Source organism: Alteriqipengyuania lutimaris (assembly GCF_003363135.1).
Taxonomy (GTDB): domain Bacteria; phylum Pseudomonadota; class Alphaproteobacteria; order Sphingomonadales; family Sphingomonadaceae; genus Alteriqipengyuania; species Alteriqipengyuania lutimaris.
Genome location: NZ_QRBB01000001.1, coordinates 2,366,236 through 2,390,057, shown reverse-complemented (window position 1 = coordinate 2,390,057; position 23,822 = coordinate 2,366,236). Strand labels below are relative to the sequence as shown.

Sequence of the window (23,822 nt, the reverse complement as noted above, 5' to 3'; positions counted from 1 at the left end):
CGGGCTGCCTGCCAAGCCCGTCCTCGTCATTGATGGCTCTCGTATCTGGTCCCCCAAGTCCTTCCGGGACGACTTCTCTCGCCCCGTTCGGGGAGGGATACGGAGCCTTGCGAGCCTGCTCGCTAAGCATAGTTGAGAGGGGTTTGAAGGATTGCAGGCGCAGCGCACCCCTCTCCCAACCCTCTCCCCTCGAGGGGAGAGGGCTTTGATGCGCGAAACGGCCTACGCCAAGCTCAACCTTGCGCTGCATGTCCGCCAGCGGCGCGAGGATGGCTATCATGAGCTCAAGACGCTGTTCGCCTTTTGCGAGCATGGCGATGTGCTGAGCGCTGAGCCGACGGCGCGCGACGAAGTGCGCACTGTCGGCGAGTTCGGCGGCAATGTCGGCGACCCGGGTGACAACCTCGTCGCGCGGGCACTGAGCGCGCTGCCGCATCCCGGTGGCCTTGCGATCACGCTCGAAAAGAACCTGCCCGTCGCGGCGGGGCTGGGCGGGGGCTCGGCCGATGCGGGCGCGGTTTTCCGGCTGATCGAGAATGCCCATGGCCTGCCCGCCGACTGGAAAGCCCGCGCGCTGGACCTCGGCGCGGATGTGCCGGTGTGCGTCCGCTCGGAAATGGCGGTGGGACGCGGAGTGGGCGAGGATCTCGCGCCGCTCGACAACGACCTTGCCGGAACGCCCGTGCTGCTGGTCAATCCTCGCGTCGCGCTCAGCACCGGGCCAGTTTTCAAGGCATGGGATGGCCAGGATCGCGGCGCGCTGGCCGAAGGCACGGCGCGCGCAATCGCGCTGAATGGCCGCAACGACCTCGAAGCGCCTGCCATCTCGATCTGCCCGGTCATCGCCGATGTGCTCGACGCGCTACGCGCCACCGACCCCCTGCTGGCTCGCATGTCCGGCTCCGGCGCGACCTGTTTCGCGCTTTTCCCGGACGCGAATGACCGCGACCGGGCGGCCGAAGCGATCGCGAAAGCGCATCCGGACTGGTGGAGCATGGCCACCGCCCTTAGATAGCGGCCATGACAGACGCACCTTTTCTCCGTTTCGGAACGCCCCAAGGACGCATGACGCGCGGCGGGATCATCGCCGTTGCCGACCATGCCAGCAACCGCGTACCCGACGACATCGAGCTGGGCATTCCTGCCGAATTGATGGACAAGCACATCGCGATCGACATCGGCACGGCAGGCATCGCCGAGCGGCTGGCGCGAAAGCACGGCATCCCGGCGCAGGTTGCCACTGTCAGCCGTCTCGTCATCGATCTCCACCGCAACGAGGGCGACGATGCGCTGGTCGTGACCAGCAGCGACGGGCACACGATCCCCGGCAATATCGGCGCCGACGTCGAACGGCGGATCGCCGAGTATCACCGGCCCTATCACGAGGCTTTCGCCGAGATGGTTGCCGAGGCGCGGCCTGCCCTGATTCTCGCGATCCACAGCTTCACGCCCATCATGGGGTCGACCGGGGAAGAGCGCCCGTGGGACGTCGGCCTGCTCTACAACCAGGACGATTCGGCCGCGCGGATCGCCATCGACAGCTTCACCGACATGGGTTTCACCGTGGGCGATAACGAACCCTATTCGGGCAAGCAGCTCAATGCGACGATGGACCGGCACGCAGAGGCCAACGGCATCCCCTACCTGACGATCGAGGTGCGGCAGGATCTCGTCGCCCGCAAGAGCCACCAGGCGGTGTGGGCGGAACGTATTGCCCAGGTCGCCCAGCAGGTACTCGCCGCGCTTGGCCCGCGCTGAGCCTTGTGGGCCAGGAATCAGCGTAAAGGCCCTGCTTACCATTTGCCGCTAAGGTCTTTCTCCTCCGGGTTTCAGGAGACGCCAAGCCAGGATCGCGAGGGGCCATGTGGACAAAAATTGCTGCCGCATTCGTCGTGGCCGGGCTCGCGGCGCTACTGGTGACCTGCGGCGGCGATGCCATCGCATTGGTCGCCGGCACCAATTCCGACCGACCGGATGCCTCGGCTTCTCTCGCTGACGATCCATCCGGCGATGCTGCCGGTGGCGACGATCGCTACTCCATCGCCTGCGCGCTGAACGGCGCAGGCAGCTTTGCGGACACCTGCACGGTCGAGCCGCGCACCGTCGATGGCGAAGAATGGCTTGCAGTATTCCATCCCAATGGCGGATTCCGGCTTTTCGCGGTGCTTGCCGACGGTTCCGGCCTCGCAGCGGTTGCAGGCGCGGAGAAGGTGGACCAAATGCTCAGCGGTGACACGCTCGAAATCTCCATCGCCGGAAACCGATACCGCTTCCCCGCCACCGCCGACTGATCAGGTCTTGACGGTCGAGCAGATGCGCGCCGCCGAGGCGGCGCTGGTCGATAGCGGGATCGCGGAATGGGACCTCATGCAGCGCGCCGGGCAGGGCGCCGCGGACTGGATTGCTCGCCTTGCGGCGGGTGGCTCGGTCACGGTGCTGTGCGGGCCCGGCAATAATGGCGGCGACGGCTATGTGGCGGCGCAGGCGCTGAAGAGCCGCGGGCTCGAGGTGCGCGTGGTCGCACCGATCGCGCCGAAGTCCGAGCTCGCCCGCCGCGCGGCGGATCGGTTCTCCGGTCCCGTCATGGAAAGTGCGGAAGGTGTCTCCGGCACGGTCTTCGTCGATGCGCTGTTCGGGATCGGGCTGTCGCGGCCTCCGTCGGACGACCTGCTGTCGGCCATCGGTGCGCTGGCAGCGAATCACACCCACGCAGTCGCTTTCGATGTTCCGAGTGGTGTCGATGCCGACACCGGCAGCGGTCCCGAGGCGCTGCCCCCATTCGGCCTGACACTTGCCTTCGGCGCTTGGAAATCAGCGCATTTTTCAGGCGCCTCGCTTGAAAAGATCGGAGCTGCGCGGCTCGTACCAATTGGAGTGCCGGACCGGCAGAGCGGATTGCGCGTCGCCGGACGTCCGGGCATCGCGCCTCCGGCCTTCGCCGCGCACAAGTACACGCGCGGTCTGGTGGCTGTGGTTGGCGGCGCTATGCCGGGCGCGAGCCTGCTTGCCTCGCAGGCCGCTGCGCTTTCCGGCGCGGGCTATGTCAAATGGATGAGCGAACACGACCATCCGGGCCATCCGCCCGACCTGGTGCGCGATGATTCGAAGCTGGACGATGCGCTTGGGGACGAGCGCATTTCGGCGGTGCTGGTCGGCCCGGGGCTGGGGCGCGACGATACCGCGCGCGCGCGGCTGAGATCTGCGCTCGCCTGCGGCAAGCCGCTGGTCCTCGATGCCGATGCGCTCCACCTGATCGAACCTGCGATGCTGGAAGGTCTCGATACGCCGATCCTCTTGACCCCGCATGAAGGCGAGCTGGCGCAATTGTGCGAGGCGTTCGGAGTCGAGGGCGAAACCAAGCGCGCTCGCGCCCTGGCGCTGGGGGAGGCAGCGCGCTGCGCAGTGCTCGCCAAGGGTGCCGATACGCTGCTCGCGCAGGACGGACAGGTCCGGTTCTTCCCCGCCTCGTCGCGCTGGCTCTCGGTCGCGGGCTCGGGCGACGTGCTCGCCGGGATCGCCACCGCGCGACTTGCCGCAGTCGAAGACATCTCTCGGGCTACCATCGAGGCGGTCTATCTGCATGGGGCGGCGGCACGGCGGGCGGGGCCGGGCTTCACCGCCGCCATGCTGGCCGAGGCGGTCCATCCTGCATTGGCGGATTTCCTGTGAGCCAGACCGGTCAGGCAGACCCGGTCGTCCGCATCGCCGCCAAGGGCGACGGGTTGACCGAAGGCGGCAGGCATGTCGCGGGCGCGGTGCCGGGCGATGCGATCGATGCGGACGGGGAGATCATTCCCGGCCCGCATCATGTCGATCCGCCCTGTCGGCACTTCCCGCAATGCGGCGGGTGCGAGCTCCAGCATGCCGACGATGCGGCGCTCGCCCAGTTCGTGAGCGAGCGCGTGCGCTTTGCCGCGGAGTCGCAGGGACTGGAGCCCGAAGTGCTGGCGCCCCCGCATCTCTCGCCGCCGCGCAGCCGCCGCCGCGCCACGCTGCACGTTGCGCGGATCGGCAAGAAGATCGTGATCGGCTTTCGCGAGGGCGGATCGCACCGGATCGTCGACATGGCGGAATGCCATATCCTCTCGCCCGAACTCTTCGCGCTGGTCGCGCCGCTTCGCGCTCTTCTGGGCCACTGGCAGGGCAAGCTCGCCGCCGATATCCAGCTTACGCGGATCGACAGCGGCGTTGCAGTCGAGATCAAGGGCATTGCGCCCGACGGGCTGGCACAGACCGAGGCGCTGCTCGATTTCGCGCGGGAACAGGGCCTTGCACGGCTTTCTATCGATGAAGGTTACGGGCCCGAACCGGTGTGGGAGCCGAGCCCTGCGATGGTCACGATCGGCGGCGTTCCGGTTGCCTTTCCGCATGGGGCCTTCCTCCAGCCGACCTCCGACGGCGAAGCGGCACTTGTTTCGGCGGCGAAGGAATGGTGCGCGGGTCACGGGGTCGTGGCGGACCTGTTCGCGGGGCTGGGCACCTTCGCCTTTGCGCTCGGCGGGCCGGGCAAGGTGCTTGCGGCCGAGGCGGACCGGGCTGCGCATCTCGCCTGCCAGGCGGCGGCGCGGCAGTCGGGCAGGCCGGTTCACGCCCTGCATCGCGACCTGTTCCGTGACCCGCTGACCGCTGCCGAGATCTCGAAATTCGGCGCCATTCTGCTTGACCCTCCGCGCGCCGGTGCGCGCAGCGAGGTCGACCAGATTGCGCAGAGCACCGCCACGCGCGTCGCCTATATCAGCTGCAATCCGCAAAGCTGGGCACGCGATGCGCGGCGCCTCGCGGATGCGGGCTTCCGCCTCGCCGAACTGCGCCCCGTCGGCCAGTTCCGCTGGTCGACCCATGTCGAACTGGCGAGCCTTTTCCTGCGCGATTAGGCCCGCAGGGCTTCGAGGATTCTCGCCTCCAGCCACTCGCGCGCATGCGGCTCGACAAACGCGTGGCTCGCGCCTTCGCAGCGGACGAGGCGGACGTCGTCCCTGGGCCATGCCCCTTCGAAGGCCTGCGCGGTTCGGTCCGCACTGGCGAGCAGGATACGCGTCGGCCCGTCGAACCGCGCGAGCCCTTCCTGCATCCGCGTCGCGAGGTCGTTGGCTGCGGGGGCGGGGCGCGCGGCGCGCATAATCCCGCCGGCAAGCTTGCGCATGTCCACGCCTCCGCGCAGCAGCCGCGCGACCTCGCGCGGATTGCCCAGCTTTTCTAGATAGCGCGCGCGGATCGCCTGTGGCGGCGGCATGGAGTCGCCGCTGCCCCCGGCATGGTCCTCGATGGTCCAGGGATTGGACAGGACCAGCCCGTCGCAGCCCGCGCCGCCCGCCAGCATCAGCGCGCTGGCCGCGTCGCAATTGCCCAGGCCGATCACGCGCTTGAGCTGCGGCGCGATGGCTTGAAATGCCTCCAGCGCGGCGCGAATATCGGCTTCGGAATCCGAAAAGCCGAGATTGACGCCTTCGCTGTCGCCGACCCCGCGGCGATCGTAACGGAAGACGGGGAAACCGCGCTTGGCGATAGTCTGCGCGAGCCGCGCCTGACCCCGGAAGGCACCGCTGCGCAGCTCGTTGCCCCCGCTGACCAGCAGCAGCCCGGTGGTCAGCGGGGCAGTGTCCAGCGTCGCCGCCAGCGTGCTGCCCTCGCAGGCGAAGGTGAGGTGCAGACGGCTCATTCGGCCTGCCTCATCGCGACCGCGATGATCGCGGCGATCGCATCGGCCTGGGCAGGATCGTAATCTGGTTCGGCGCGCAGCCATGGCGGGCGGCCCCCGACGGCCTCCTGATCGATCAGGGCGACGCCGTCCTCGCGCGGTGGAAGCTCTGCCGCCTTCAGCGCGGCAAACATGTGCGGTCCGATCTGCCATCCGGCGAGCGTGGCGCCCTGCGTGCACCCCAGTGCCTCGATGTCTTCACGGGTTTCCTGCGCACCCGCTTCTTTGCTGGCGATCAGCCGTGCGCGGACCATCGAGCGTAGCACTTCTCCGCCGTCCTGCGGCGCATAGTCCCACCCGGGCAAGCCCGCAGGCCTTAAAAGAGCGCCCCCGCGTACTGTCAGCACGGCGGTAGCGTGGAAATGCTCCGCCGCTGCGCGCGCCGCCGTACGCCAGCCGTCGAGCGTCTGCTCGGCAAGCGGGGCGAGGCTCTCGTTGCAGCCGGGCAGGTCGGGCAGGACGCCGTCGATCCCCGCAACATCGAGCCGGCGCATCACTTCGACGAGCGTGTGCCGCAGCTTGTTGGCTTCCTCGAACAGCGGCGGGATCACCATCAGACGCGCCGTGCGCCCGCCATCGAAGACCAGTGCAGCTTCGGTGCGGGTCCGGCCATCCGTGTCGCGGCCGTTCGTTTCAGGGCACGGCCATTCGACGAACTTGATGGGGGTGCTCACGTGGCGGACATGTTACGAAGCGACAGTCTTCGCTTCGGCGAGGGCGAGGAGGCCGCCATAGGTCTCGAGATGGTCGCCGTCGATTTCGTCGTCCTCGATCACGATGTCGAACCGGTCTTCCATCTCGGTCAGCAGGTCGGCAACCGCCTGGCTGTCGAGTTCGGGCAGGTGGCCGAACAAGCCGCTCTCGGGCTTGAGCTCTGCCGTGCGCGCCTCGGACAGGCCTAGCACGTCGCGCAGGATCGCGCGCAGCGTCTGGTCGATGGTGGAGCGCGCGGGGCCGGTCCGGTCCGCCGGCTGGGATGTTTGTGCAGTCATGAGCCTTAGTCTGACGCCAATGAAAATTGGCCGTGGCCCTAGCGCTGGGCCCGCACGCTGGCAAGGACGGCGCGAACCGCGCTCTTCGCCAGCGGCAGCCAGGCGCGCGGCTGGCGCGGGTCGAGCGCGTCGAGCCGGTAGCGGGGGCGCACCATCTCCATCCAGTCGGCCTTGTAGGCATCATTGCCCGTGCCGAAGTCGACCAGATCGACATGGTCGCGGTCGATGACATGCTCGAACAGCGCTGCCGAAAGCGTCGTGCCCGGCGAAATTGGCTTGGCGCTTTTGAGGTGCGCAAGCTTGTGGATGTAGGCGACGCCATTCTCGACCGTCCAGAATTGCGCCGCGACAGGTATGCCGTCGGCATGCGCTACGCCCAGTCGAATGCGTCCCGCCGCGCCTTCGGCCTGCGCGAAGCGGCGCAGCAGATCGGGTTCGTCCTCGCTCGGCTTCCAGCTCTTGGCGTAGATGGTTTCGTATGCATTCCAGAGGTTTGGATCGAAATGCTCGACTATTTCGACCTCGACCTTCTTGGCCTTGCGCTTCAGGGTCGTGCGCATGCGCCCGGGGCGGCTCTCCCAATATTCGGCAAAGCTTCGGCCTTTCACCGGCAGCACATGATTTTCGTCGCACTGGGTCAGCGCGACCACCCAGCCGGCCTTGCGGAAGGCGTGGGCGAGCCGCGTTGCGGCGCCATCCTCGTCGGGCAGGGGCCAGAGCGTGACGCGCGGGGCTTCGCGCTTCAAGTCTTGGGCGATCCTCTCAAGCGCGGCATCGCCTTGCGGGCCGGGCGATACCTCCGGATGCCAGGTGAAGGCGTACCAGTTGCGCAATGCCTCCACGCGCCCGTCCGTGCGGCACAGGGCGAGACTGGCAGCGCCGCCCGGGTCATTTGCATGCACGGTGAAGGCGCCTGTGCGCGCCTCGGTCAGCAGCGCCAACCATTCGGGCCGCGCGAAGGGCGAAGTCCACGCATATGCGCCCGGCGCATCGTCTGCGCCTTGCACATTGGTAACCTCCTTGTGATAGCCACCGGTCTCCGCTTTCACGAGGCCCGACACTCCCTCTCATGACCCAGCCCGATCCGACCCTCTACCCGCTCGACCATCTGACCGAGCGTGGCGCGGATGCCGATCCGGCGCTGGCATTGCGTGACGGCACCCTTACGCATGCCGACTTAAGAACACGTGTCGGTCGGCTGGCGGCATGGCTGCGCATGCAAATCGGGCAGGACGGCGGGCGGGTCGCCTCGTGGGCAGCGAAGGGCGAGCTGACCTGTCTGCTGCCGCTGGCCGCAGCGCGGGCGGGACTGATCCACGTGCCGGTCAACCCGATGCTCAAGCGCGCGCAGGTGGCGCACATCATCGTCGATAGCGGCGCGAGCCTGCTGATCGGCACACCCGCGCGGCTGGCGACGCTGGAAGACGGCGACGTGCCCGAAGGTTGCGCGATCATGGAAGAGGCGGACGCGCTGGAGGCTTCGCGCGCCTTCGATCCGCTGCCAAAGTCGGCTGCCGACCCGCAGTCGGTCGCCGCGATCCTCTATACCTCTGGTTCGACCGGCAAGCCCAAGGGCGTGGTGCTCAGCCACGCGAACATGTGGCTGGGCGCAGTCAGCGTGGCGCATTACCTGAAGCTGCGCAGCGACGACGTGACGCTTGCCGTACTGCCGCTCGCCTTCGATTACGGGCAGAATCAGCTGCTTTCGACATGGTATGCAGGCGGCTGCGTCGCCCCGCTCGACTATCTGATGCCGCGCGACGTCACCAAGGCGGTGGCAAAGCATGACGCGACGACGCTCGCCGCCGTGCCACCGCTGTGGCGCCAGCTGGTCGAAGCGAAGTGGGATGGCGAGGGGACGAGCCTCAAGCGCCTGACCAATTCGGGCGGTGCGCTGACGCCGGACCTGATCGGTGCGATGCGTGACAGGTGGCCTCAGGCGGATATCTACCCGATGTACGGCCTGACCGAGGCGTTCCGCTCGACCTTCCTCGATCCCGCGCTGGTCGCCACGCATCCCACATCGATGGGCCGCGCAGTGCCCTTTGCGGAAGTGCTGGTGGTGAACGATGCGGGCGGGCCTGCCGAGCCGGGCGAGGAAGGCGAGCTCGTCCATTGCGGGCCGCTGGTCGCGCAAGGGTACTGGCAGGATGCGGAGCGCACGGCGGAGCGATATCGCCCTGCGCCCGCCCATTCGCATTATGGCGGCACGGCGGTCTGGTCGGGCGACTATGTGAAGCGCGATGCCGACGGGCTGCTCTATTTCGTCGGGCGGCGCGATGCGATGATCAAGAGTGCGGGCAACCGCATTTGCCCGCAGGAAATCGAGGATGCGGCGCTGGCGACGGGACTGGTGAGCGATGCGGTCGCCTTCGGTGTCGCCGACGAGAAGCTTGGCCAGGCGGTCCATCTGGTGGTTCGCGGAGACCAGGGCGGGGATGCGCCCGATGCTCTGCGTACCGCGCTCAAGCGCGATCTGCCGAGCTTCATGCAACCCCATGCGATCGAGTGGCGCGATGCGCTGCCGGTCAATCCTAATGGCAAGATCGACCGCACCGCGCTGTACCGCGAAATCAGCGAAAGGCTGGCGGCATGAGCAGGCGTGACGCAAACGCCCCCAAGCCCCTCGGCCCGATTCCCGCAGGGTTCGAGACGCTCGATGGCGAGCTTGCCATAGGCGGGCGCAAGGTGAGCGATCTGGTCGACGAAGCAGGCGACACGCCGCTGTTCGTCTATTCGCGCGCCATGCTCGACGCGCGCATGGCCGCGTTGCGCGCAGCAATGCCCGAAAGCCTCGCGATCCATTACGCGGTCAAGGCCAACCCACATCCCGATGTGATCGCCCACATGGCGGGGCTGGTCGACGGGTTCGACCTCGCCTCGGGCGGCGAACTCGCGATCCTGCAAGGTGTCGGGATCGACGGCACGCACATCAGCTTCGCCGGTCCGGGCAAGCGCCCGCGCGAGATCCGCGCTGCCATAGAAGCGGGCGTGACGCTCAACTGCGAAAGCGAGACCGAGGGTGCGCGTGCGCTCGAAATCGGGCGGGAGCTCGGCGTTCGGCCCAAGATCGCGGTGCGGGTGAACCCCGATTTCGACATGCGCGGATCGGGCATGAAGATGGGCGGCGGGGCCAAGCAGTTCGGGCTCGACGCACAGCGCGTGCCCGCGCTGATCGCCACGTTGATCGAGGGCGGGGCCGAATGGCGCGGGCTGCACATCTATACCGGTAGCCAGACTCTGGAGGCCGACGCGGTGATCGAGACGCAGGGCCATGTGCTCGATCTCGCCGCGCGGATTGCTCGGGAAGTGGGACGTGCGTGCCCCGCGCTCAATCTCGGCGGCGGTTTCGGCATTCCCTATTTTGCAGGCAACGAGCCGCTCGATATCGCGGCGGTCGGTGCGGCGCTGGGCGAGAGGCTTGCGAATTTGCCCGACGAACTCGCCGAGACCGAGATGGCGATCGAACTGGGGCGCTATCTGGTGGGCGAGGCGGGAGTATATCTGACCCAGATCGTCGACCGGAAGGAAAGCCATGGCGAGATTTTTCTGATCACCGATGGCGGCCTCCATCACCAACTGGCGGCATCGGGCAATTTCGGGGCGGTGGTCCGGCGCAACTACCCCCTCGCAATTGCTACCAGGTATGGCGAGCAACCCACTGAAATTGCGAATGTTGTCGGCTGCCTGTGTACGCCGCTGGATCGCCTGTCCGACAAGGCCGAGTTGCCGCGCGCCGAGGTGGGCGATCTCGTCGCGGTGTTCTGCGCCGGGGCCTACGGCGCGAGCGCTAGCCCGATGCACTTCCTCGGGCAGGGACCGGCGATCGAGATGCTGGTGTGAGCGTCGTTGTTCGAAGCGCGCTGAAGACAAAGCCCCGTTAACACTTCGTGCCTGCCCGTCCCGTATCGGGAACGGCGCAAGACAAGTCCCTTAGCTAACGGGATATTCACCCTTTTTGACGAGGAAAGATCCCAAATCGTCGGACAGGAAGGCGTGCGCACCCCGCGGGCGCGCCGTCGGGTCGACACTAACGGAAGGATCTATCCCATGCGCAATCGCGCAATTGCGAAGTTTTCGGCGCTAATCCTCGGCCTTGTCGCGCTTGCAGGATGCATGGGCGGCGGTGGCCCCGAACTGCCTCCGGCGGATTTCGTGGCGACGCAGGAAGGTCCGAGTCAGGAATATGTGATCGGCCCGCTCGACGAATTGTCGATCCACGTGTGGCGCAACCCGGAGCTGGGCGCGACCAATATTCAGGTGCGGCCCGACGGTCGGATCACGATCCCGCTCGTCACCGATATGCCCGCCGTGGGCAAGACCCCGGCCATGCTGCAGGAGGATATCCGCCTGCACCTGTCGCAATTCATCGAACAGCCGATCGTCTCGGTCATCGTGACCAAGTTCGCAGGCACCTTCAGCCAGCAGGTGCGGATTATCGGCGCGACCGAAAAGCCCGCGTCGATCCCCTACCGTGCGAATATGACGGTGCTCGACGCGATGATTGCAGTTGGTGGCCTGAGCGAATTTGCCGCGGGCAACCGGGCCAAGCTGATCCGCTTCGATCCGCGTCTCGGCCGCCAGCGCGAATATTCGCTGCGCCTGTCCGACCTGCTGCGGCGCGGCGACAGCGACGCCAACGTGATGCTCGCACCCGGCGACGTCATCATCATCCCCGAAAGCGCGTTCTAGGGGGCCTGACGCACGTGAACGAACTCTTCGATGAAGTGCGCGCAGCGCTCTATTCCGCCTGGAGCCGCAAGTGGCTGGTACTGGGCGTCGCATGGGCCGTGTGCCTGACGGGCTGGCTGTTCGTCGCCACGATCCCGAACACCTACGAAAGCCAGGCGCGCATCTTCATCCAGCTCGACGATATGCTGTCCAAGCAGATCGGCATCGCGGGCAGCGACATGAACGACATCGTGCGGGTTCGCCAGCGGATGGCGAGCGCCTCGACGCTGGGACAGGTCGTTGAAGCGACCCGGCTGGGCGAGGGCGTAAACACGCCGCGCGACATGGAAAACGCGATCGCCAGTCTTGCGAAGAAGGTGCAGGTGCGCAGCGAGGACGACAATCTCTTCGAAATCACCGCGTATATGAGCGAAGGCCACCTGACCGACAACGAGAACGCGCAACTGGCGCGCGACGTCGTGGACAAGCTGCTCGAGATTTTCCGAGAGGCGAATGTGGAGGGCACGCGGGGCGAGGTGAACGAGGCCGTGGCCATGCTCGACCGCCAGCTGGACCAACGCGCCAGCGAACTCGAAGAGGCGGAAGCACGGCGCACCGCATTCGAGGCCGAGCATCCTGAACTGATCGGCGGCTCGGAGGCGATTTCGTCTCGCCTGCAAAACGCACGTTCCGAAATGCGCGGAGTCGAGGCGGATCTTGCGGCGGCGCAGAGCGCGCTCGCGCAGATTACCGGGCAGCTTGCGGGTACGCCGCAGACCCTGCCCGGCGGGGCAGGCGGGGGCAGCGCGCTCGACCAGGCCGAAGCGCAGGTCGCGCAGCTGCGTGCCCGTGGGCTCAAGAACAACCATCCGGACATGCAGACCGCGCTGCGGCAGGTCCAGTTGCTGCGCCAGTCGGGCGGCGGCGGCAGTGCGGGGGGCATTCCCAATCCCGCCTACAGCTCGCTCGTCTCGCTGCGTGCGGATCGCCAGGCGACCGTGCAGGCGTTGCTGGCGCGCAAGGCTGCGCTGCAGGCCGACATGTCGATGACGATCGCCGACCAGGCGAGCGAACCCGGCCTGGCTGCCGAAGCCAAGCGGATCGGGCGCGATTACGAGGTCCTCAAGAACAAGTACGACGAATTGCTCAAGGATCGCGAGGAGATGGAGCTGCGCAGCCAGGTTGAAAGCGAGCGCAGTTCGTTCCGCTTCGACATCATCGATGCACCCGCCGTCTCGACGCGCCCCGCCGCGCCGAACCGGCCGCTGCTGCTGCTGGCGGTGATGGTGCTCGGCGTGGGCGCGGGGCTGGGCACGGCGATCGCGCTGACCATGCTGCGTTCCACGTTCTCGACCAGTTCGGGGCTGAGCAAGTCGCTCGGCCTGCCGGTGGCGGGCACGATCAGCAGGATTGTCCCACCCGCCCGCAAGGCTGCCGAAGCGCGGCAGCTGCGCCTCTTCTACGTAAGCACCGCCGCGTTGGCCGGGCTGCTCGTCATCCTGCTGGGCATCGAGTTCGTCCAGGTCGGCCAGGTGGTGGCGTGAGGGGGCTGACATGACCGAACACCGACCCATCAAGCCGCCTCGGGACGAGGATAAGCGCGGGGATGAACGCCCGGACCGCAGCTCTCTGCTCGAACGGGCAAGCGGCGCCTTCGGGCTCAACGATCTCGGCGCGGCTCCGATGCCGCGAAGCTTCGACGACGTGCCGATGAAGCGCGCGCGGCCGCTGCGGCGTGAGCAGCGCCAGCCCGACAGCGCGCATGCACCTTCTGCCGCACCCGCACCCGCGCCCGCTCCGGTTCCGACCGAAGTCGAACCCGCGCATTCCGAGATTGAACCCCCTGTCGAAAGCGCGCTGCCGGTTGCCGCGCAACCCTCCGCGCCGCCGCCCGCGGTGATCGAAGGGCGCGCGAACCCCATCGCCCTCAGTGGCGAGAGCGTGGAGGTCGATTTCAACAACCTGCGAGAGCGCGGCTTCATCGATCCCCACGGGCAGGCGTCCGCCTTGGCGGAGGAGTTCCGCATCGTGAAGCGTCAGGTGCTCGAAACCGCACGACTGGGCGGATCGGCGCTGTCGCGGCGCGTTCTCGTCACATCGCCGCACGAGAACGAAGGGAAGACTTTCTGCGCGGTCAATCTCGCGCTGTCGCTGGCCGCGGAGCGCGATCTCGAAGTGGTACTGATCGATGCCGACATCGCCAACCCTTCGGTCAAGGCGGTGTTCGGCCTGCCCGATCGGCCCGGGCTGATGGATGTGCTGGCCGATGCGGAAAGCCGCGTCGAAGCGCACGTGCTCAAGACCGATATCGCAGGCCTCTGGCTGCTGCCTCCCGGCCGCCAGGCAAGCCATGCGAGCGAGGCGCTTTCCAGCCGTCGCACCGCAGAAATCTTCGAACGGCTGACCGCGCAGGCACCGAACCGGATCGTGCTGGTCGACAGCCCGCCCGCGCTGGCCGCATCGCCCGCGGCCGAAATCGCGAAGCATGTCGGCCAGACGATCTTGATCGCGCGTGCCGATCGCACCGCCAAGAGCGCGCTGGAAGATGCCGCACAGCTTCTCGGCGCCTGCCCGGACATCAAGCTGGTGCTCAATGGCGCGAATTTCAGCCCAAGCGGACGCCGTTTCGGGAGCTATTACGGATGAGGACCTCCGCCATGAACCGCCTGCCAGTGATCGCTGCCCTGCTCGGCGCCGGCGCCCTGCTGCCCGTGCCTGCGCATGCGCAGTACGTCTGGAGCGACGACGAAGTGACCGGCGGTGGCGCTACCGCTAACGCGCAGGCTTCCGCCTATGGCGATTCGATGGGCACCCAAGGCGAACAAGCCGGGGGCGACGGTGCATACGGCGAGCCGCGCAGGCCCGCAGATGCTCCGGTCCGCCAGCGGTTGCATGTCTCTCCCTATATCGAAGCCAACCAGACCTACACCCGCCAGATCGAGCCGGGTGACGAGGATGCGGCCTTCGCCGATCTTGCTGCCGGGGTCGATGCTTCGGTCCAGGGGCGACGCGGCGGCGGTTCGGTCTCGCTGCGTTACGACCGGGTGATCAGCTACGGCGACGATTACGCGGATAGCGACAATATTTCCGGGGTGGCGCGCGGCTATGCAGCGCTTGCTCCGGGCTTCACGGTCGAGGCGGGCGGTCTGGCTGCACGGACGCGGACCGATGCAGGCGGGGGCGCGGCTCTCGCGAGCGGCCAGCCGCTCGACCGCGACAGGGAGGCCCGCATCTATTCCGGCTATGCGGGCCCCGCCCTGTCGACCAAGGTCGGCGCGGCGGACGTGTCCGCCTCCTACCGCTTCGGGTATAACCGGATCGAAGAGCCTGCCGTCGGTGTGGTCGACGATACGCTGACCGTCGACGACGTGGCACAGGAAAGCTTCGTCCATTCCGCCAATGCCCGCGTCGGCGTCGCCCCGGGCGCGGTCCTGCCGGTCGGCGTCGCGATGGGCGCGGGTGCTTTTCAGGAGGAGGTCTCCTTTTCCGACCAGCGCGTGCGCGATGTCTATGGCCGCGGGGATATCACCGTGCCGCTTGCCCCCGGCTTCGCCGCCGTGGGCGGGGTCGGTTACGAATATGTCGAGATTTCCAATCGCGACGTCGTGCGCGACGGGGCCGGCAATCCGGTGCTCGACGCCAGTGGCCGCGTCCAGACCGATAACAGCGCACCGCGCCAGATCGCCTTCGAGACCGAGGGGCTGATCTGGGACGTCGGCGTCGTCTGGAAACCCTCGCGCCGCACGCAGTTCGAGGCGCATTACGGCCGCCGTTACGACAGCGATACCTATTACGGCAGCTTCGGCTGGCAGGCGAGCTCGCGCACTTCGGTCAACGCTTCGGTCTACGATCAGGTCAGCGGCTTCGGCGGCACGATCACCAATTCGCTCGCCAACCTGCCAACCGGCTTCACTGCCTCGCGCAATTCGCTGACCGGCGACTTCACCGGCTGCGTCAGCGGCACGGGTGCGGAAGGCTCCGCGAGCTGTCTGGGCGGTGCCCTGTCGTCCGTGCGCGGCGCCGTGTTCCGCAATCGCGGCGGCCAGCTGGCCTATGCGACGTCGTCGGGCCGCATTTCGACGAGCCTTGCCGTCGGCTACGACCGCCGCAGCTTCTTCGGTGCCGAGGGCACCGCACTGGCGGCCGGCAACGGCGCGGTCGACCAGTCCTACTACGCCTATGTCGGCCTCGGTGCGCCGGTCGACGCGTTCTCTTCCTTCAGCCTGAACGGCTATGCCAGCCATCTCGACCAGGGATCGAGCGAACTGAACGACGCGCTGCTGCTCGGTGCATCGGCGGCCTACAGCCGCACGCTGTTCAGCAACCTCTCCGCCCGCGCGGCCATTTCCGTCGATACGATCGACAGCGATGCGCTCGACGAAACCAACGCCTCGGCCCTCGTCGGCCTGCGTTACGACTTTTAACCCCGACCCAGGATCCTTACCCCACCATGTTCGACCAGTATTACGGTTTCTCGGGCCGCCCATTCCAGCTGACGCCGGACCCGGCGTTCTATTTCGAAAGCATCACGCATCGAAAGGCGCTGAGCTATCTCGGCTACGGGATGGCGCAGGGCGAGGGCTTTATTGTCATCACCGGCGAGATCGGCTCGGGCAAGTCGACGATGGTCGCGCACCTGATGAAGAAAGTGGACCCGGAACAGATGACGGTAGGCCAGGTGGTCACCAGCAATCTGGACGGCGGCGAACTGGTGCACTTGGTGGCGCAGAGTTTCGGCCTGAACGTCGCGGGGCAGGACAAGGCGAGCGCGCTGGGCGCGATCGAATCCTTCCTGCACGAGGAAGCGCGTGATGGCCGGCGGTGCCTGCTGGTGGTGGACGAGGCCCAGAACCTGAGCTTCGAGGCGCTCGAAGAGCTGCGGATGATGAGCAATTTCCAGCTCGGTTCGCACCCGCTGTTGCAGCAGCTCCTGCTCGGCCAGCCCGAGTTCAAGCAGACGCTCGCCCGGCACGACCGGCTGGAGCAGCTTCGCCAGCGCGTGATCGCGGCGCACCACCTGACCCCGATGGAGGTGCAGGAAGTGGCGCCCTATATCGAACATCGCCTCGGACTGGTGAACTGGAAGGGCTACCCGTCCTTCGATCCCAAGATATTCCCTGCGATTCACGAGGCGAGCGGCGGTATCCCGCGCCGGGTCAACCAGATCGCCACCCGCCTGCTGCTGATGGGCGCGGTCGAGCAGCGCAGCCAGATCGACTGCGCCATGCTGGCAGACGTGGTCGAGGAAATGGCGCGCGATGCGCGTTCGGAAGAGGGCGAGGAGGACAAGCGCCCCTTCGCCAATCGCGCTGCCGATCGTTCGCGCGCTCCAGCGCCTGCGCCGACGCCAGCGCCGGCACCCGCGCCGCGCGATGATGATCCCGCAGCCGAACCTTCGCGCCAGCAGGCCTCTTCCGGTTCCGCCCCCTCGGTACCGAGGGGCACCGATATGGACGAGCTGCGCACCGCCATCGCCACGCTGTCGCGCGCGATCGAGGGGACTCCGCGCGGCGATGGCGATCTTGCGAACCGGGTCGCCACGCTCGAAGCCCGGCTCGAGGATCAGGAGCAGAGCGTTCGTTATCTGCTGCAACTGCTGATCGAATGGCTCGGCAAGGAGGACCGTCCGAGAGAAGACCGGGCCGCCTGACCATGGATCTCGCGCCCGCCCAGCATCCGCAGATGCCGCAAGGAGCCGTCGTCAACGGCCTGTCGGTCGATGTCGAGGACTGGTTTCAGGTCGGTGCGTTCGAGAACACCATCCCGCGCGCCGACTGGGATGGCTGCGAACTGCGGGTCGAGCGCAATGTTGAAGCGATCCTCGCGCTGTTCGAGCGGGCAGGGGTCAAGGCGACCTTCTTCACGCTCGGCTGGATCGCCGAGCGCACGCCGCAATCCATCCGCAAGATTGCCGATGCGGGCCACGAGATCGCCAGCCATGGCTACGACCACCAGCGCGTTTTCACCTTCAGCCGCAACGAATTTGCGGAAGACCTGCGCAAGTCGCGCGCCATCCTCGAGGACGCGAGCGGGCAGGCGGTGACCGGCTATCGCGCGCCCAGCTTCTCCATCGATGCGCGCAATCCCTGGGCGCACGAGGAACTGGCTGCGCAAGGCTATGCCTATTCTTCCAGCGTGGCGCCGATCGCGCACGATCACTACGGCTGGCGCGACGCCCCGCGTTTCGCCTTCCGCCCGGTCGAGGGCGCGGATCTCGTCGAACTGCCCGTGACCACCGCAATATTGCGCGGTCGCAGGCTGGCAGCCGGCGGGGGCGGCTTCTTCCGGACGTTGCCTTACGGTTTCACTCGCTGGGCGATTGCGCAGGTGAACCGCGAGGAAGGCGCGCCTGCGATCTTCTATTTCCACCCGTGGGAGGTCGATCCAGGCCAGCCGCAGGTCGCCGACGCGCCGCTGCGTTCGCGCCTGCGCCATTACACCAATCTCTCCGCCATGGAGGGCAAGCTCGAACGCCTGTTTGGCGATTTCGCATGGGGCAGGGTCGATGCCATTGCGCAGGCTGCCATCGCACCGGACGTAAGCGAGGCGGCATGAATGCGCCTTTCGCCCCCGATCACTTCGAAGAAGATGTGACGATCTCGCTCGCCGATATGCACGACGAGGAACAGGCCCGCCGCATCGCGCACTTCGTGCAGGATAACGCGGCGAGCCCCTTTCACCTGCCCGAATGGTTGATTGCGGTCGAGCGGGGCACCGGCCAGCAGGCCTGCGGGCTGGTCGCACGGCGCGCTGGACGCATCGTCGGCTGGCTGCCGCTGACGATGGTGCACTCGCCGCTGTTCGGGCGCGCGCTGGTGTCGAGCGGGTTCGCCGTCGATGGCGGAATTCTCGCGAGCGAACCGGGCGTTGCGCGCCATCTCGCACGCGCCGCCGCGGAGCTGGCGCAGCGCCAATCCTGCGCGGAAGTCGAACTGCGCGGTGGCGAAACCCCCGCGGGATGGGACGAGATTACCGGCAAGCACTTTGGTTTCGTGAGCGATCTGGCGGTTGACGACGAAGCGCAACTGCTTGCCATCCCGCGCAAGCAGCGCGCCGAAGTCCGCAAGAGCCTGAAGGGCGATTTCACCGTAACGGTCGGGACGAAGGAAGCCGATCGCGCTGCGCATTACGCCTGCTACGCCGCCAGCGTTCGCAACCTCGGCACGCCGGTTTTCCCGCGCGCGCTGTTCGATGCCATGCTGCGCGGCTTCGATGATCGTGCCGATATCCTGACCGTGTGGGAGGGGGAGGCACCGCTCGCCAGCGTGCTCACCTTCTATCACGACGGGGCGGCATACCCCTTCTGGGGCGGCGGCGTCTGGCGCGCACGCGAAACCCGCGCGAACGAGCGGATGTACTACGCGCTGATGTGTCACGCGCGGGCCGAGAAAAACTGCACGCGGTTCGACTTCGGCCGCTCGAAAGCCGCGAGCGGTCCTTACCATTACAAGAAGAACTGGGGTTTCGAGCCGCAGCCGCTCGCCTATTCGCGCTGGACCGCGCCGGGCGAGGAAGCGCGCGACGTCGATCCGACCAGCGATGCTTTCTCGCGCAAGATAGAGGCGTGGAAGAAGCTCCCACTGCCGGTCGCCAATCGCATCGGACCGATCATCGCAAGAGGGCTGGCCTGATGGGCGAGACACTCTTCCTTGCGCACCGCGTGCCGTTTCCGCCCGACCGCGGGGACAAGATCCGTTCCTACCACGTGCTGCGCGCGCTCGCGGCGCTGGGAAAGGTGCATGTCGGCACGTTCGACGACAATTCGGGCTACGGAGACCAGTTTCTCGGCGGGATCGCCGCGAGCCATTTCCTCGTGCCGCATCGCAAGTCCGATGTGCTCGCCGCCGCCGAGGCGATGGTGCGCGGGCAGCCCGTCAGCCTCACCGCCTTCGCGCATGATGGTCTGCGAGATTGGGTCGAGCAGGTGCTGCATTACCGCCCGATCGACGCGATCTACGTCTTCTCGGGCCAGATGGCGCAATATGTCCCGCCGCATTTCCCGGGGCGGACCGTGCTCGACCTGTGCGATGTCGATAGCGCCAAGTTCGAAGCCTACGGCAAAGCGGGCCACGGGCCCAAGGCCTGGGTCAATGCACGGGAAGGGCGCAAGCTGGCATCGGCGGAAGAGCGCTTCGCCCGCGCGGCGGACACGACGCTGCTGATCAGCGAGAACGAGGCGAACCTGTTTCGCACGCGCGTGACCAGCATGAACCAGATCGACCTCAGGGTGATGCGCAACGGGATCGACGCCCAGTTCTTCGCGCCCGAGAGCCTCAAGCCGCAGCCGACGCTCTACGGGCAGGGGCCCAATTTCGTCTTTACCGGCCAGATGGACTACGCGCCCAATGTTGAGGCGGTGGAGCGCATGGTTCATCGCATCCTGCCGGGGATCCGGGACATCCACGCCCGCGCCGAATTCCACATCGTGGGCCGCGCGCCCACCGCTGCGGTCAAGGCGCTCGGGCGCCACGACGGCGTGACCGTGTGGGGCGAGGTCCCCGATGTCAGGCCCTACCTGATGCAGGCCGATATCGTTACCGCGCCGCTCACCATCGCGCGCGGGATCCAGAACAAGGTCCTCGAAGCGATGGCGATGGCCAAGCCCGTGCTGCTCTCGCCCGAGGCCGCGACCGGTATCGACGGCGATGATGGTGTGCATTTCGCGGTGGCAGAGGGCGACCGGATGATGATCGGTCGCGCGCTCGCACTATGCGATGATCGCGCGAAGCGTCGGGCGATGGGCGAGGCGGCGCGCCGCTTCGTGGAAGCCGAGCAGAGCTGGCCCGCGATGCTCGCCGGATTGGGCGAGTTGCTCCGGCCGCTGGCCGCGGGCTCGGTACGCGATGCCGCCTGAGGCGATCCCCAAGCGCAGCCGCAGACCGGTGGCGCAGGTTCTTGGCGGCCTGCCCGCCGCGTGGCCGCGCGCGCTGGGCTGGCTGGCGTTCGCTTGGGGAAGCGCGCTGCTGCTTACCATGCCACAATGGGTCGACATGGCGCGTCAGTGGTTCACGGTTTCGACCTATCAACACATCCTCTTCGTTCCCCCGATCATCGGCTGGCTGGTCTGGAACCGCCGCGAGGCGCTGGCGGGGATCGCGCCGCAAGCATGGCTGCCGGGACTGGGCATGGTCGCGGGCGCGCTGTTCGTCTGGCTCGTGGGCACGCTCACCTCGCTCGACCTGTTGGCGCAGGCCGGTGCAGTGCTGGTGCTCCAGTGCGCGGTGCTGGCAGTGCTCGGCCTGCGCGCGGGCGCGGTACTCGCCTTCCCGCTGGCCTTTGCCGCCTTTCTCGTGCCCTTCGGCGAGGAGATCGTCACGCCCCTGCAGATGCTCACCGCAGAGATGGTGATTGCGCTGACGCACCTGAGCGGCATCCCAGCGCAGATCGACGGGATATTCATCGATACGCCTGCCGGACTTTTCGAAGTGGCAGAGGCCTGCGCGGGGGTTCAGTTCGTCGTCGCCATGCTGACGCTGGGCGTGCTCGCGGCCAAGGTCGGGATGACCCGCTGGCCGCACCGCATCGCGCTGCTGGCGCTGTGCCTCGTCGTCCCGATCCTCGCCAATGGCGTGCGTGCATGGGGGACCATTGCCATCGCGCAATATGTCGGTGCAGAGCGCGCGGGCGGGATCGATCACATCGTCTATGGCTGGGTGTTCTTCGCCCTCGTCGTCGCGCTGGTGATGGCGCTCGCCTGGCGCTGGTTCGACCGCGATCCCGAGGCGGAGGGGCGCTGCGCGGGCCGCTGGGTGGATCATCGGCTTGTCCTCGCGATCGACCGGCCGCATCTGCGCGCCAGCACGCTCGTCCCGGTACTGGTCGCCCTGATCGCGCTGGCGGGGCTGTGGAGCGGACTGGCGCGCTCGGGCACGTACGACCGCGCAGCACTTGCCGGCCCCGATGTACCTGGCTGGACGCTGGTCGAGACCCAGATGCGCACGAACTGGCAGCCGCTTGGCGCGGCGGCCAGCGAGCGGCTGCATCTGATTTATCGCGATCCTGAGGGACAGTCGGTCGATCTCTATCTTGCGGCCTATGACGGGGATGCCGATCCAACCGCCTCTGCCGAAGGTGCGGTGCCCCAGAACACACCCTGGCGGCGGGTAAGGGCCGTATCGGCAGCAGAGGGCATGATGGGCGAGGAACTGGTCCGGAGCGCGACCGAGCATCGCATGGCCTGGACCAGCTACGTCGCGGGCGGCCAATCGACCGCCAACACGCTCGCCTTCCGCCTGATCGACCTGGGCGACAGGCTGGCCTTGCGGGCCGAACCGCGCTGGCTGGTCATTCTGTCGACCGCCGACGGGGCTTCGGAGGAGCAGGCCGAGGGGTTGCTTCGCCGGTTCCATGCCCGGTCCGGTGGCCCTGCCGCTCTGGTCGAAGCAGCGACCGCACGGTAGGGCGCTTCGCATGTGCGGCATCGCTGGACTTTTCGCTCGCCAGGCGCAGGCGCCAATCGATGGCGACACGCTTTGCCGGATGCGCGATGCGATGGTCCATCGCGGCCCCGATGGTGCGGGCCTGTGGCGGGCAGACGGCGTCGGCCTCGCCCACCGCCGGCTTTCGATCATCGACGTGGATGGATCGCCGCAGCCGATGCATTCGCGCGACGATCGCGCGGTCATCGTGTTCAATGGCGAGATCTACAATTACCGCGCCCTGCGGCGCCAGTTGGGGCAGCTCGGCCATCGTTTCGCGACCGAGGGCGATACCGAAGTCCTCCTTGCCGCGTGGCGCGAGTGGGGAACGGGCTGCCTCGACCGCCTGAACGGCATGTTCGCCTTCGCGATCTACGACCGCGAGAGGCGCTCGCTGTTCCTCGCGCGCGACCGGTTCGGCGTGAAGCCGCTGTTCACCGCCACTCTGCCCGACGGCACCTTCGCTTTCGCCTCCGAGCTCAAGGGCCTGATGGCGCACCCGGCGCTCGACCGGAAAGTGGATCCGCTCGCGATCGAGGATTACTTCGCCTGGGGTTATGTGCCCGATCACAGGTCGATCTTTTCGTCGGTGGAAAAGTTGCCGGCGGGCCATTACCGCATCATCGAGCATGGCACGGCGCCGCGCCCGTCGGTATGCTGGTACGACATCTCCTTCGCCGATCGCCACCGGATGCACGAAGCGGACGAAGTCGACGCGCTGCGAGAGCGGCTGCGCGGCGCCGTAAGCTCGCGCATGGTCAGCGACGTTCCCATCGGCGCATTCCTTTCGGGCGGGGTCGACAGTTCGACGGTCGTCGCGATGATGGCGGAGATTGCGGAGCGGCCGGTGACGACCTGCTCGATCGGGTTCGATGTGCCCGATCTCGACGAGACCGCGCATGCCCGCCTGATCGCAGAGCGTTTCGCGACCGACCATCACGAGCGGATCGTCGATCCCGCGATGTTCGACCGGATCGATACGCTTGCGCCCATGTTCGACGAGCCCTTCGCCGATGCATCGGCGCTGCCGACGGCGGAGGTCTGCGCGCTTGCCCGGCAGCATGTGACGGTCGCCCTGTCGGGCGACGGCGCGGACGAAGCTTTCGCAGGCTATCGCCGGCACATCTTCCATGCGGGGGAGGAGCGTGCGCGCGACATCCTGCCTCTCGGCATGCGGCGCGCGATGTTCGGATCGCTTGCCGCGCTCTATCCCAAGGCCGACTGGGCGCCGCGCCCCTTGCGTGCGAAGGCGACGCTGCAGGCACTCGCGATGTCGGGGGAGGAGGCCTACGCCAGCGCCCTCTCGATCATGCCCCGGGCCATGCGCGCGCGGATATTCTCGCCGCAGATGAGGCGCGAACTCGGTGGCTATCGCGCCGAACAGCCCTTGGTCGACCTGATGCGCGACGCGCCGGCGCGCAACGGCCTCGATCGCGCGCAATATGCCGATCTCAAATTCTGGCTTCCCGGCGATATCCTGACCAAGGTCGATCGGACCAGCATGGCGGTAAGCCTCGAAGCGCGCGAACCCCTGCTCGACCACAGGCTCGTCGAATTCGCGGCCAGGCTTCCGCAAGCCCGGCGGGTCCGCAGGGGGCAGGGCAAGTTCGCTATCAAGCGCGCGATGACGGGCCACCTGCCCGACGACATTCTTTATCGCGCCAAGCAGGGCTTCGTCCTGCCGCTCTCGCAATGGTTCCGCAACGAGCTGAGCGAAGTTGCACGCACGGCGGTGCGCAGCGAGCGACTGCTCGATAGCGGGTGGTTCGATCCGGACAGCCTGTCAGCACTGGCGGAGGACCACATTGCGGGCCGCAGGGACCATGCGCGCGAGCTCTGGCAGCTCCTCATGCTTGATCGGAGTTTGGGCCATCTGACCCCGAATTCGTGAGTCTTTCGGGCAACATTTATACGCCACCCATTCCAAAAATAATTCCCAGAATGGGATTTGGTAAATAAAAAGTTGATACGAAGTTCACGCCATGTTTAGATTCCCCTTACGTGACCGGCACTTGCGTCACGCGGTATCTAGCGGGGGTCGCA

Annotated in this window: 21 protein-coding genes; 17 read left to right on the top strand and 4 right to left on the bottom strand. The window is 67.1% G+C overall.

Annotation, left to right across the window (positions count from 1 at the left end):
* Window positions 1-208: 208 nt before the first annotated feature.
* The 5 genes from DL238_RS11440 (at window position 209) to DL238_RS11420 (ending at window position 4,874) form a co-directional block, all read left to right on the top strand.
* Entirely contained in the window at window positions 209-1,015 is an 807-nt protein-coding gene (locus DL238_RS11440) for a 4-(cytidine 5'-diphospho)-2-C-methyl-D-erythritol kinase (protein WP_115492376.1), read from the top strand.
* A 5-nt stretch (window positions 1,016-1,020) separates the two neighbouring features.
* Window positions 1,021-1,758, top strand: a complete 738-nt coding sequence (locus DL238_RS11435; RefSeq protein ID WP_115492375.1) for an N-formylglutamate amidohydrolase — start codon at window positions 1,021-1,023, stop codon at window positions 1,756-1,758.
* A 104-nt stretch (window positions 1,759-1,862) separates the two neighbouring features.
* Window positions 1,863-2,291, top strand: coding sequence for a hypothetical protein (locus DL238_RS16390; protein ID WP_234031056.1), 429 nt, complete (start codon window positions 1,863-1,865; stop codon window positions 2,289-2,291).
* Window positions 2,292-2,298: 7 nt separating this feature from the next.
* Window positions 2,299-3,669, top strand: a complete 1,371-nt coding sequence (locus DL238_RS11425; RefSeq protein ID WP_267897138.1) for an NAD(P)H-hydrate dehydratase — start codon at window positions 2,299-2,301, stop codon at window positions 3,667-3,669.
* The gene (locus tag DL238_RS11420; protein ID WP_115492372.1) at window positions 3,666-4,874 is read left to right on the top strand and encodes a class I SAM-dependent RNA methyltransferase; all 1,209 of its coding nucleotides are present in this window, start codon (window positions 3,666-3,668) and stop codon (window positions 4,872-4,874) included. Before DL238_RS11425 ends, DL238_RS11420 begins: the two co-directional genes overlap by 4 nt.
* Here DL238_RS11420 and DL238_RS11415 read toward each other — a convergent pair.
* Genes DL238_RS11415 through DL238_RS11400 form a run of 4 tightly spaced genes read right to left on the bottom strand, consistent with a single transcriptional unit; the run spans window position 4,871 to window position 7,739 of the window.
* Window positions 4,871-5,659 (bottom strand): hydrolase 1, exosortase A system-associated, encoded by a 789-nt coding sequence (locus DL238_RS11415; RefSeq protein WP_115492371.1) that lies wholly within the window; start codon window positions 5,657-5,659, stop codon window positions 4,871-4,873. The two genes, DL238_RS11420 and DL238_RS11415, sit on opposite strands and share 4 nt — an antisense overlap.
* Window positions 5,656-6,372, bottom strand: a complete 717-nt coding sequence (locus DL238_RS11410; RefSeq protein WP_181883895.1) for an alpha/beta hydrolase family protein — start codon at window positions 6,370-6,372, stop codon at window positions 5,656-5,658. The genes DL238_RS11415 and DL238_RS11410 overlap by 4 nt, the downstream gene beginning before the upstream one ends.
* 12 nt (window positions 6,373-6,384) lie before the next feature.
* Window positions 6,385-6,690, bottom strand: a complete 306-nt coding sequence (locus tag DL238_RS11405) for an acyl carrier protein (protein ID WP_115492370.1) — start codon at window positions 6,688-6,690, stop codon at window positions 6,385-6,387.
* Window positions 6,691-6,728: 38 nt separating this feature from the next.
* Window positions 6,729-7,739 carry a GNAT family N-acetyltransferase gene (locus DL238_RS11400; RefSeq protein ID WP_115492896.1) on the bottom strand — a complete coding sequence of 337 codons (1,011 nt, stop codon included), beginning with the start codon at window positions 7,737-7,739 and terminating at the stop codon, window positions 6,729-6,731.
* A 20-nt stretch (window positions 7,740-7,759) separates the two neighbouring features.
* Between DL238_RS11400 and DL238_RS11395 the strand changes: the two genes are divergently transcribed.
* The 12 genes from DL238_RS11395 to DL238_RS11340 all read left to right on the top strand — a co-directional run bounded on the left by DL238_RS11395 (window position 7,760) and on the right by DL238_RS11340 (window position 23,670).
* Window positions 7,760-9,286 carry an acyl-CoA ligase (AMP-forming), exosortase A system-associated gene (locus DL238_RS11395; protein WP_115492369.1) on the top strand — a complete coding sequence of 509 codons (1,527 nt, stop codon included), beginning with the start codon at window positions 7,760-7,762 and terminating at the stop codon, window positions 9,284-9,286.
* Entirely contained in the window at window positions 9,283-10,533 is a 1,251-nt protein-coding gene (locus DL238_RS11390; RefSeq protein ID WP_115492368.1) for a pyridoxal-dependent decarboxylase, exosortase A system-associated, read from the top strand. The genes DL238_RS11395 and DL238_RS11390 overlap by 4 nt, the downstream gene beginning before the upstream one ends.
* Window positions 10,534-10,740: 207 nt before the next feature.
* Window positions 10,741-11,382 (top strand): XrtA/PEP-CTERM system exopolysaccharide export protein, encoded by a 642-nt coding sequence (locus DL238_RS11385; RefSeq protein WP_115492367.1) that lies wholly within the window; start codon window positions 10,741-10,743, stop codon window positions 11,380-11,382.
* Between the two features lie 14 nt (window positions 11,383-11,396).
* On the top strand, window positions 11,397-12,905 hold the full coding sequence (locus DL238_RS11380; protein WP_115492366.1) for an XrtA system polysaccharide chain length determinant: 1,509 nt from the start codon (window positions 11,397-11,399) through the stop codon (window positions 12,903-12,905).
* A gap of 10 nt (window positions 12,906-12,915) precedes the next feature.
* Window positions 12,916-14,007, top strand: a complete 1,092-nt coding sequence (locus tag DL238_RS11375) for a P-loop NTPase family protein (protein WP_115492365.1) — start codon at window positions 12,916-12,918, stop codon at window positions 14,005-14,007.
* An 11-nt stretch (window positions 14,008-14,018) separates the two neighbouring features.
* Window positions 14,019-15,785, top strand: coding sequence for a preprotein translocase subunit YajC (locus DL238_RS11370; RefSeq protein WP_115492364.1), 1,767 nt, complete (start codon window positions 14,019-14,021; stop codon window positions 15,783-15,785).
* Window positions 15,786-15,811: 26 nt separating this feature from the next.
* The gene (locus DL238_RS11365; protein ID WP_115492363.1) at window positions 15,812-17,011 is read left to right on the top strand and encodes an XrtA/PEP-CTERM system-associated ATPase; all 1,200 of its coding nucleotides are present in this window, start codon (window positions 15,812-15,814) and stop codon (window positions 17,009-17,011) included.
* 2 nt (window positions 17,012-17,013) lie between these two features.
* The gene (locus tag DL238_RS11360; protein ID WP_234031055.1) at window positions 17,014-17,916 is read left to right on the top strand and encodes an XrtA system polysaccharide deacetylase; all 903 of its coding nucleotides are present in this window, start codon (window positions 17,014-17,016) and stop codon (window positions 17,914-17,916) included.
* A complete protein-coding gene (locus DL238_RS11355) occupies window positions 17,913-18,992 on the top strand; it encodes a FemAB family XrtA/PEP-CTERM system-associated protein (protein WP_115492362.1) in 1,080 nt (359 codons plus the stop codon). The genes DL238_RS11360 and DL238_RS11355 overlap by 4 nt, the downstream gene beginning before the upstream one ends.
* Window positions 18,992-20,215, top strand: coding sequence for a TIGR03087 family PEP-CTERM/XrtA system glycosyltransferase (locus DL238_RS11350; RefSeq protein ID WP_115492361.1), 1,224 nt, complete (start codon window positions 18,992-18,994; stop codon window positions 20,213-20,215). The genes DL238_RS11355 and DL238_RS11350 overlap by 1 nt, the downstream gene beginning before the upstream one ends.
* Window positions 20,205-21,761: an exosortase A gene (xrtA, locus tag DL238_RS11345; protein ID WP_115492360.1), complete on the top strand. Its 1,557-nt coding sequence runs from the start codon at window positions 20,205-20,207 to the stop codon at window positions 21,759-21,761. The genes DL238_RS11350 and xrtA overlap by 11 nt, the downstream gene beginning before the upstream one ends.
* A gap of 10 nt (window positions 21,762-21,771) precedes the next feature.
* A complete protein-coding gene (locus DL238_RS11340; protein ID WP_115492359.1) occupies window positions 21,772-23,670 on the top strand; it encodes an XrtA/PEP-CTERM system amidotransferase in 1,899 nt (632 codons plus the stop codon).
* The last annotated feature ends 152 nt before the right edge of the window (window positions 23,671-23,822 follow it).

Excerpts from the sequence above, each read along its gene's own strand:
- DL238_RS11440 (WP_115492376.1), top strand. The coding sequence starts at position 209 with ATGCGCGAAACGGCCTACGCCAAGCTCAACCTTGCGCTGCATGTCCGC.
- DL238_RS11435 (WP_115492375.1), top strand. The coding sequence starts at position 1,021 with ATGACAGACGCACCTTTTCTCCGTTTCGGAACGCCCCAAGGACGCATG.
- DL238_RS16390 (WP_234031056.1), top strand. The coding sequence starts at position 1,863 with ATGTGGACAAAAATTGCTGCCGCATTCGTCGTGGCCGGGCTCGCGGCG.
- DL238_RS11415 (WP_115492371.1), bottom strand. The coding sequence starts at position 5,659 with ATGAGCCGTCTGCACCTCACCTTCGCCTGCGAGGGCAGCACGCTGGCG.
- DL238_RS11405 (WP_115492370.1), bottom strand. The coding sequence starts at position 6,690 with ATGACTGCACAAACATCCCAGCCGGCGGACCGGACCGGCCCCGCGCGC.
- DL238_RS11395 (WP_115492369.1), top strand. The coding sequence starts at position 7,760 with ATGACCCAGCCCGATCCGACCCTCTACCCGCTCGACCATCTGACCGAG.
- DL238_RS11390 (WP_115492368.1), top strand. The coding sequence starts at position 9,283 with ATGAGCAGGCGTGACGCAAACGCCCCCAAGCCCCTCGGCCCGATTCCC.
- DL238_RS11385 (WP_115492367.1), top strand. The coding sequence starts at position 10,741 with ATGCGCAATCGCGCAATTGCGAAGTTTTCGGCGCTAATCCTCGGCCTT.
- DL238_RS11375 (WP_115492365.1), top strand. The coding sequence starts at position 12,916 with ATGACCGAACACCGACCCATCAAGCCGCCTCGGGACGAGGATAAGCGC.
- DL238_RS11370 (WP_115492364.1), top strand. The coding sequence starts at position 14,019 with ATGAACCGCCTGCCAGTGATCGCTGCCCTGCTCGGCGCCGGCGCCCTG.
- DL238_RS11365 (WP_115492363.1), top strand. The coding sequence starts at position 15,812 with ATGTTCGACCAGTATTACGGTTTCTCGGGCCGCCCATTCCAGCTGACG.
- DL238_RS11360 (WP_234031055.1), top strand. The coding sequence starts at position 17,014 with ATGGATCTCGCGCCCGCCCAGCATCCGCAGATGCCGCAAGGAGCCGTC.
- DL238_RS11355 (WP_115492362.1), top strand. The coding sequence starts at position 17,913 with ATGAATGCGCCTTTCGCCCCCGATCACTTCGAAGAAGATGTGACGATC.
- DL238_RS11350 (WP_115492361.1), top strand. The coding sequence starts at position 18,992 with ATGGGCGAGACACTCTTCCTTGCGCACCGCGTGCCGTTTCCGCCCGAC.
- xrtA (WP_115492360.1), top strand. The coding sequence starts at position 20,205 with ATGCCGCCTGAGGCGATCCCCAAGCGCAGCCGCAGACCGGTGGCGCAG.
- DL238_RS11340 (WP_115492359.1), top strand. The coding sequence starts at position 21,772 with ATGTGCGGCATCGCTGGACTTTTCGCTCGCCAGGCGCAGGCGCCAATC.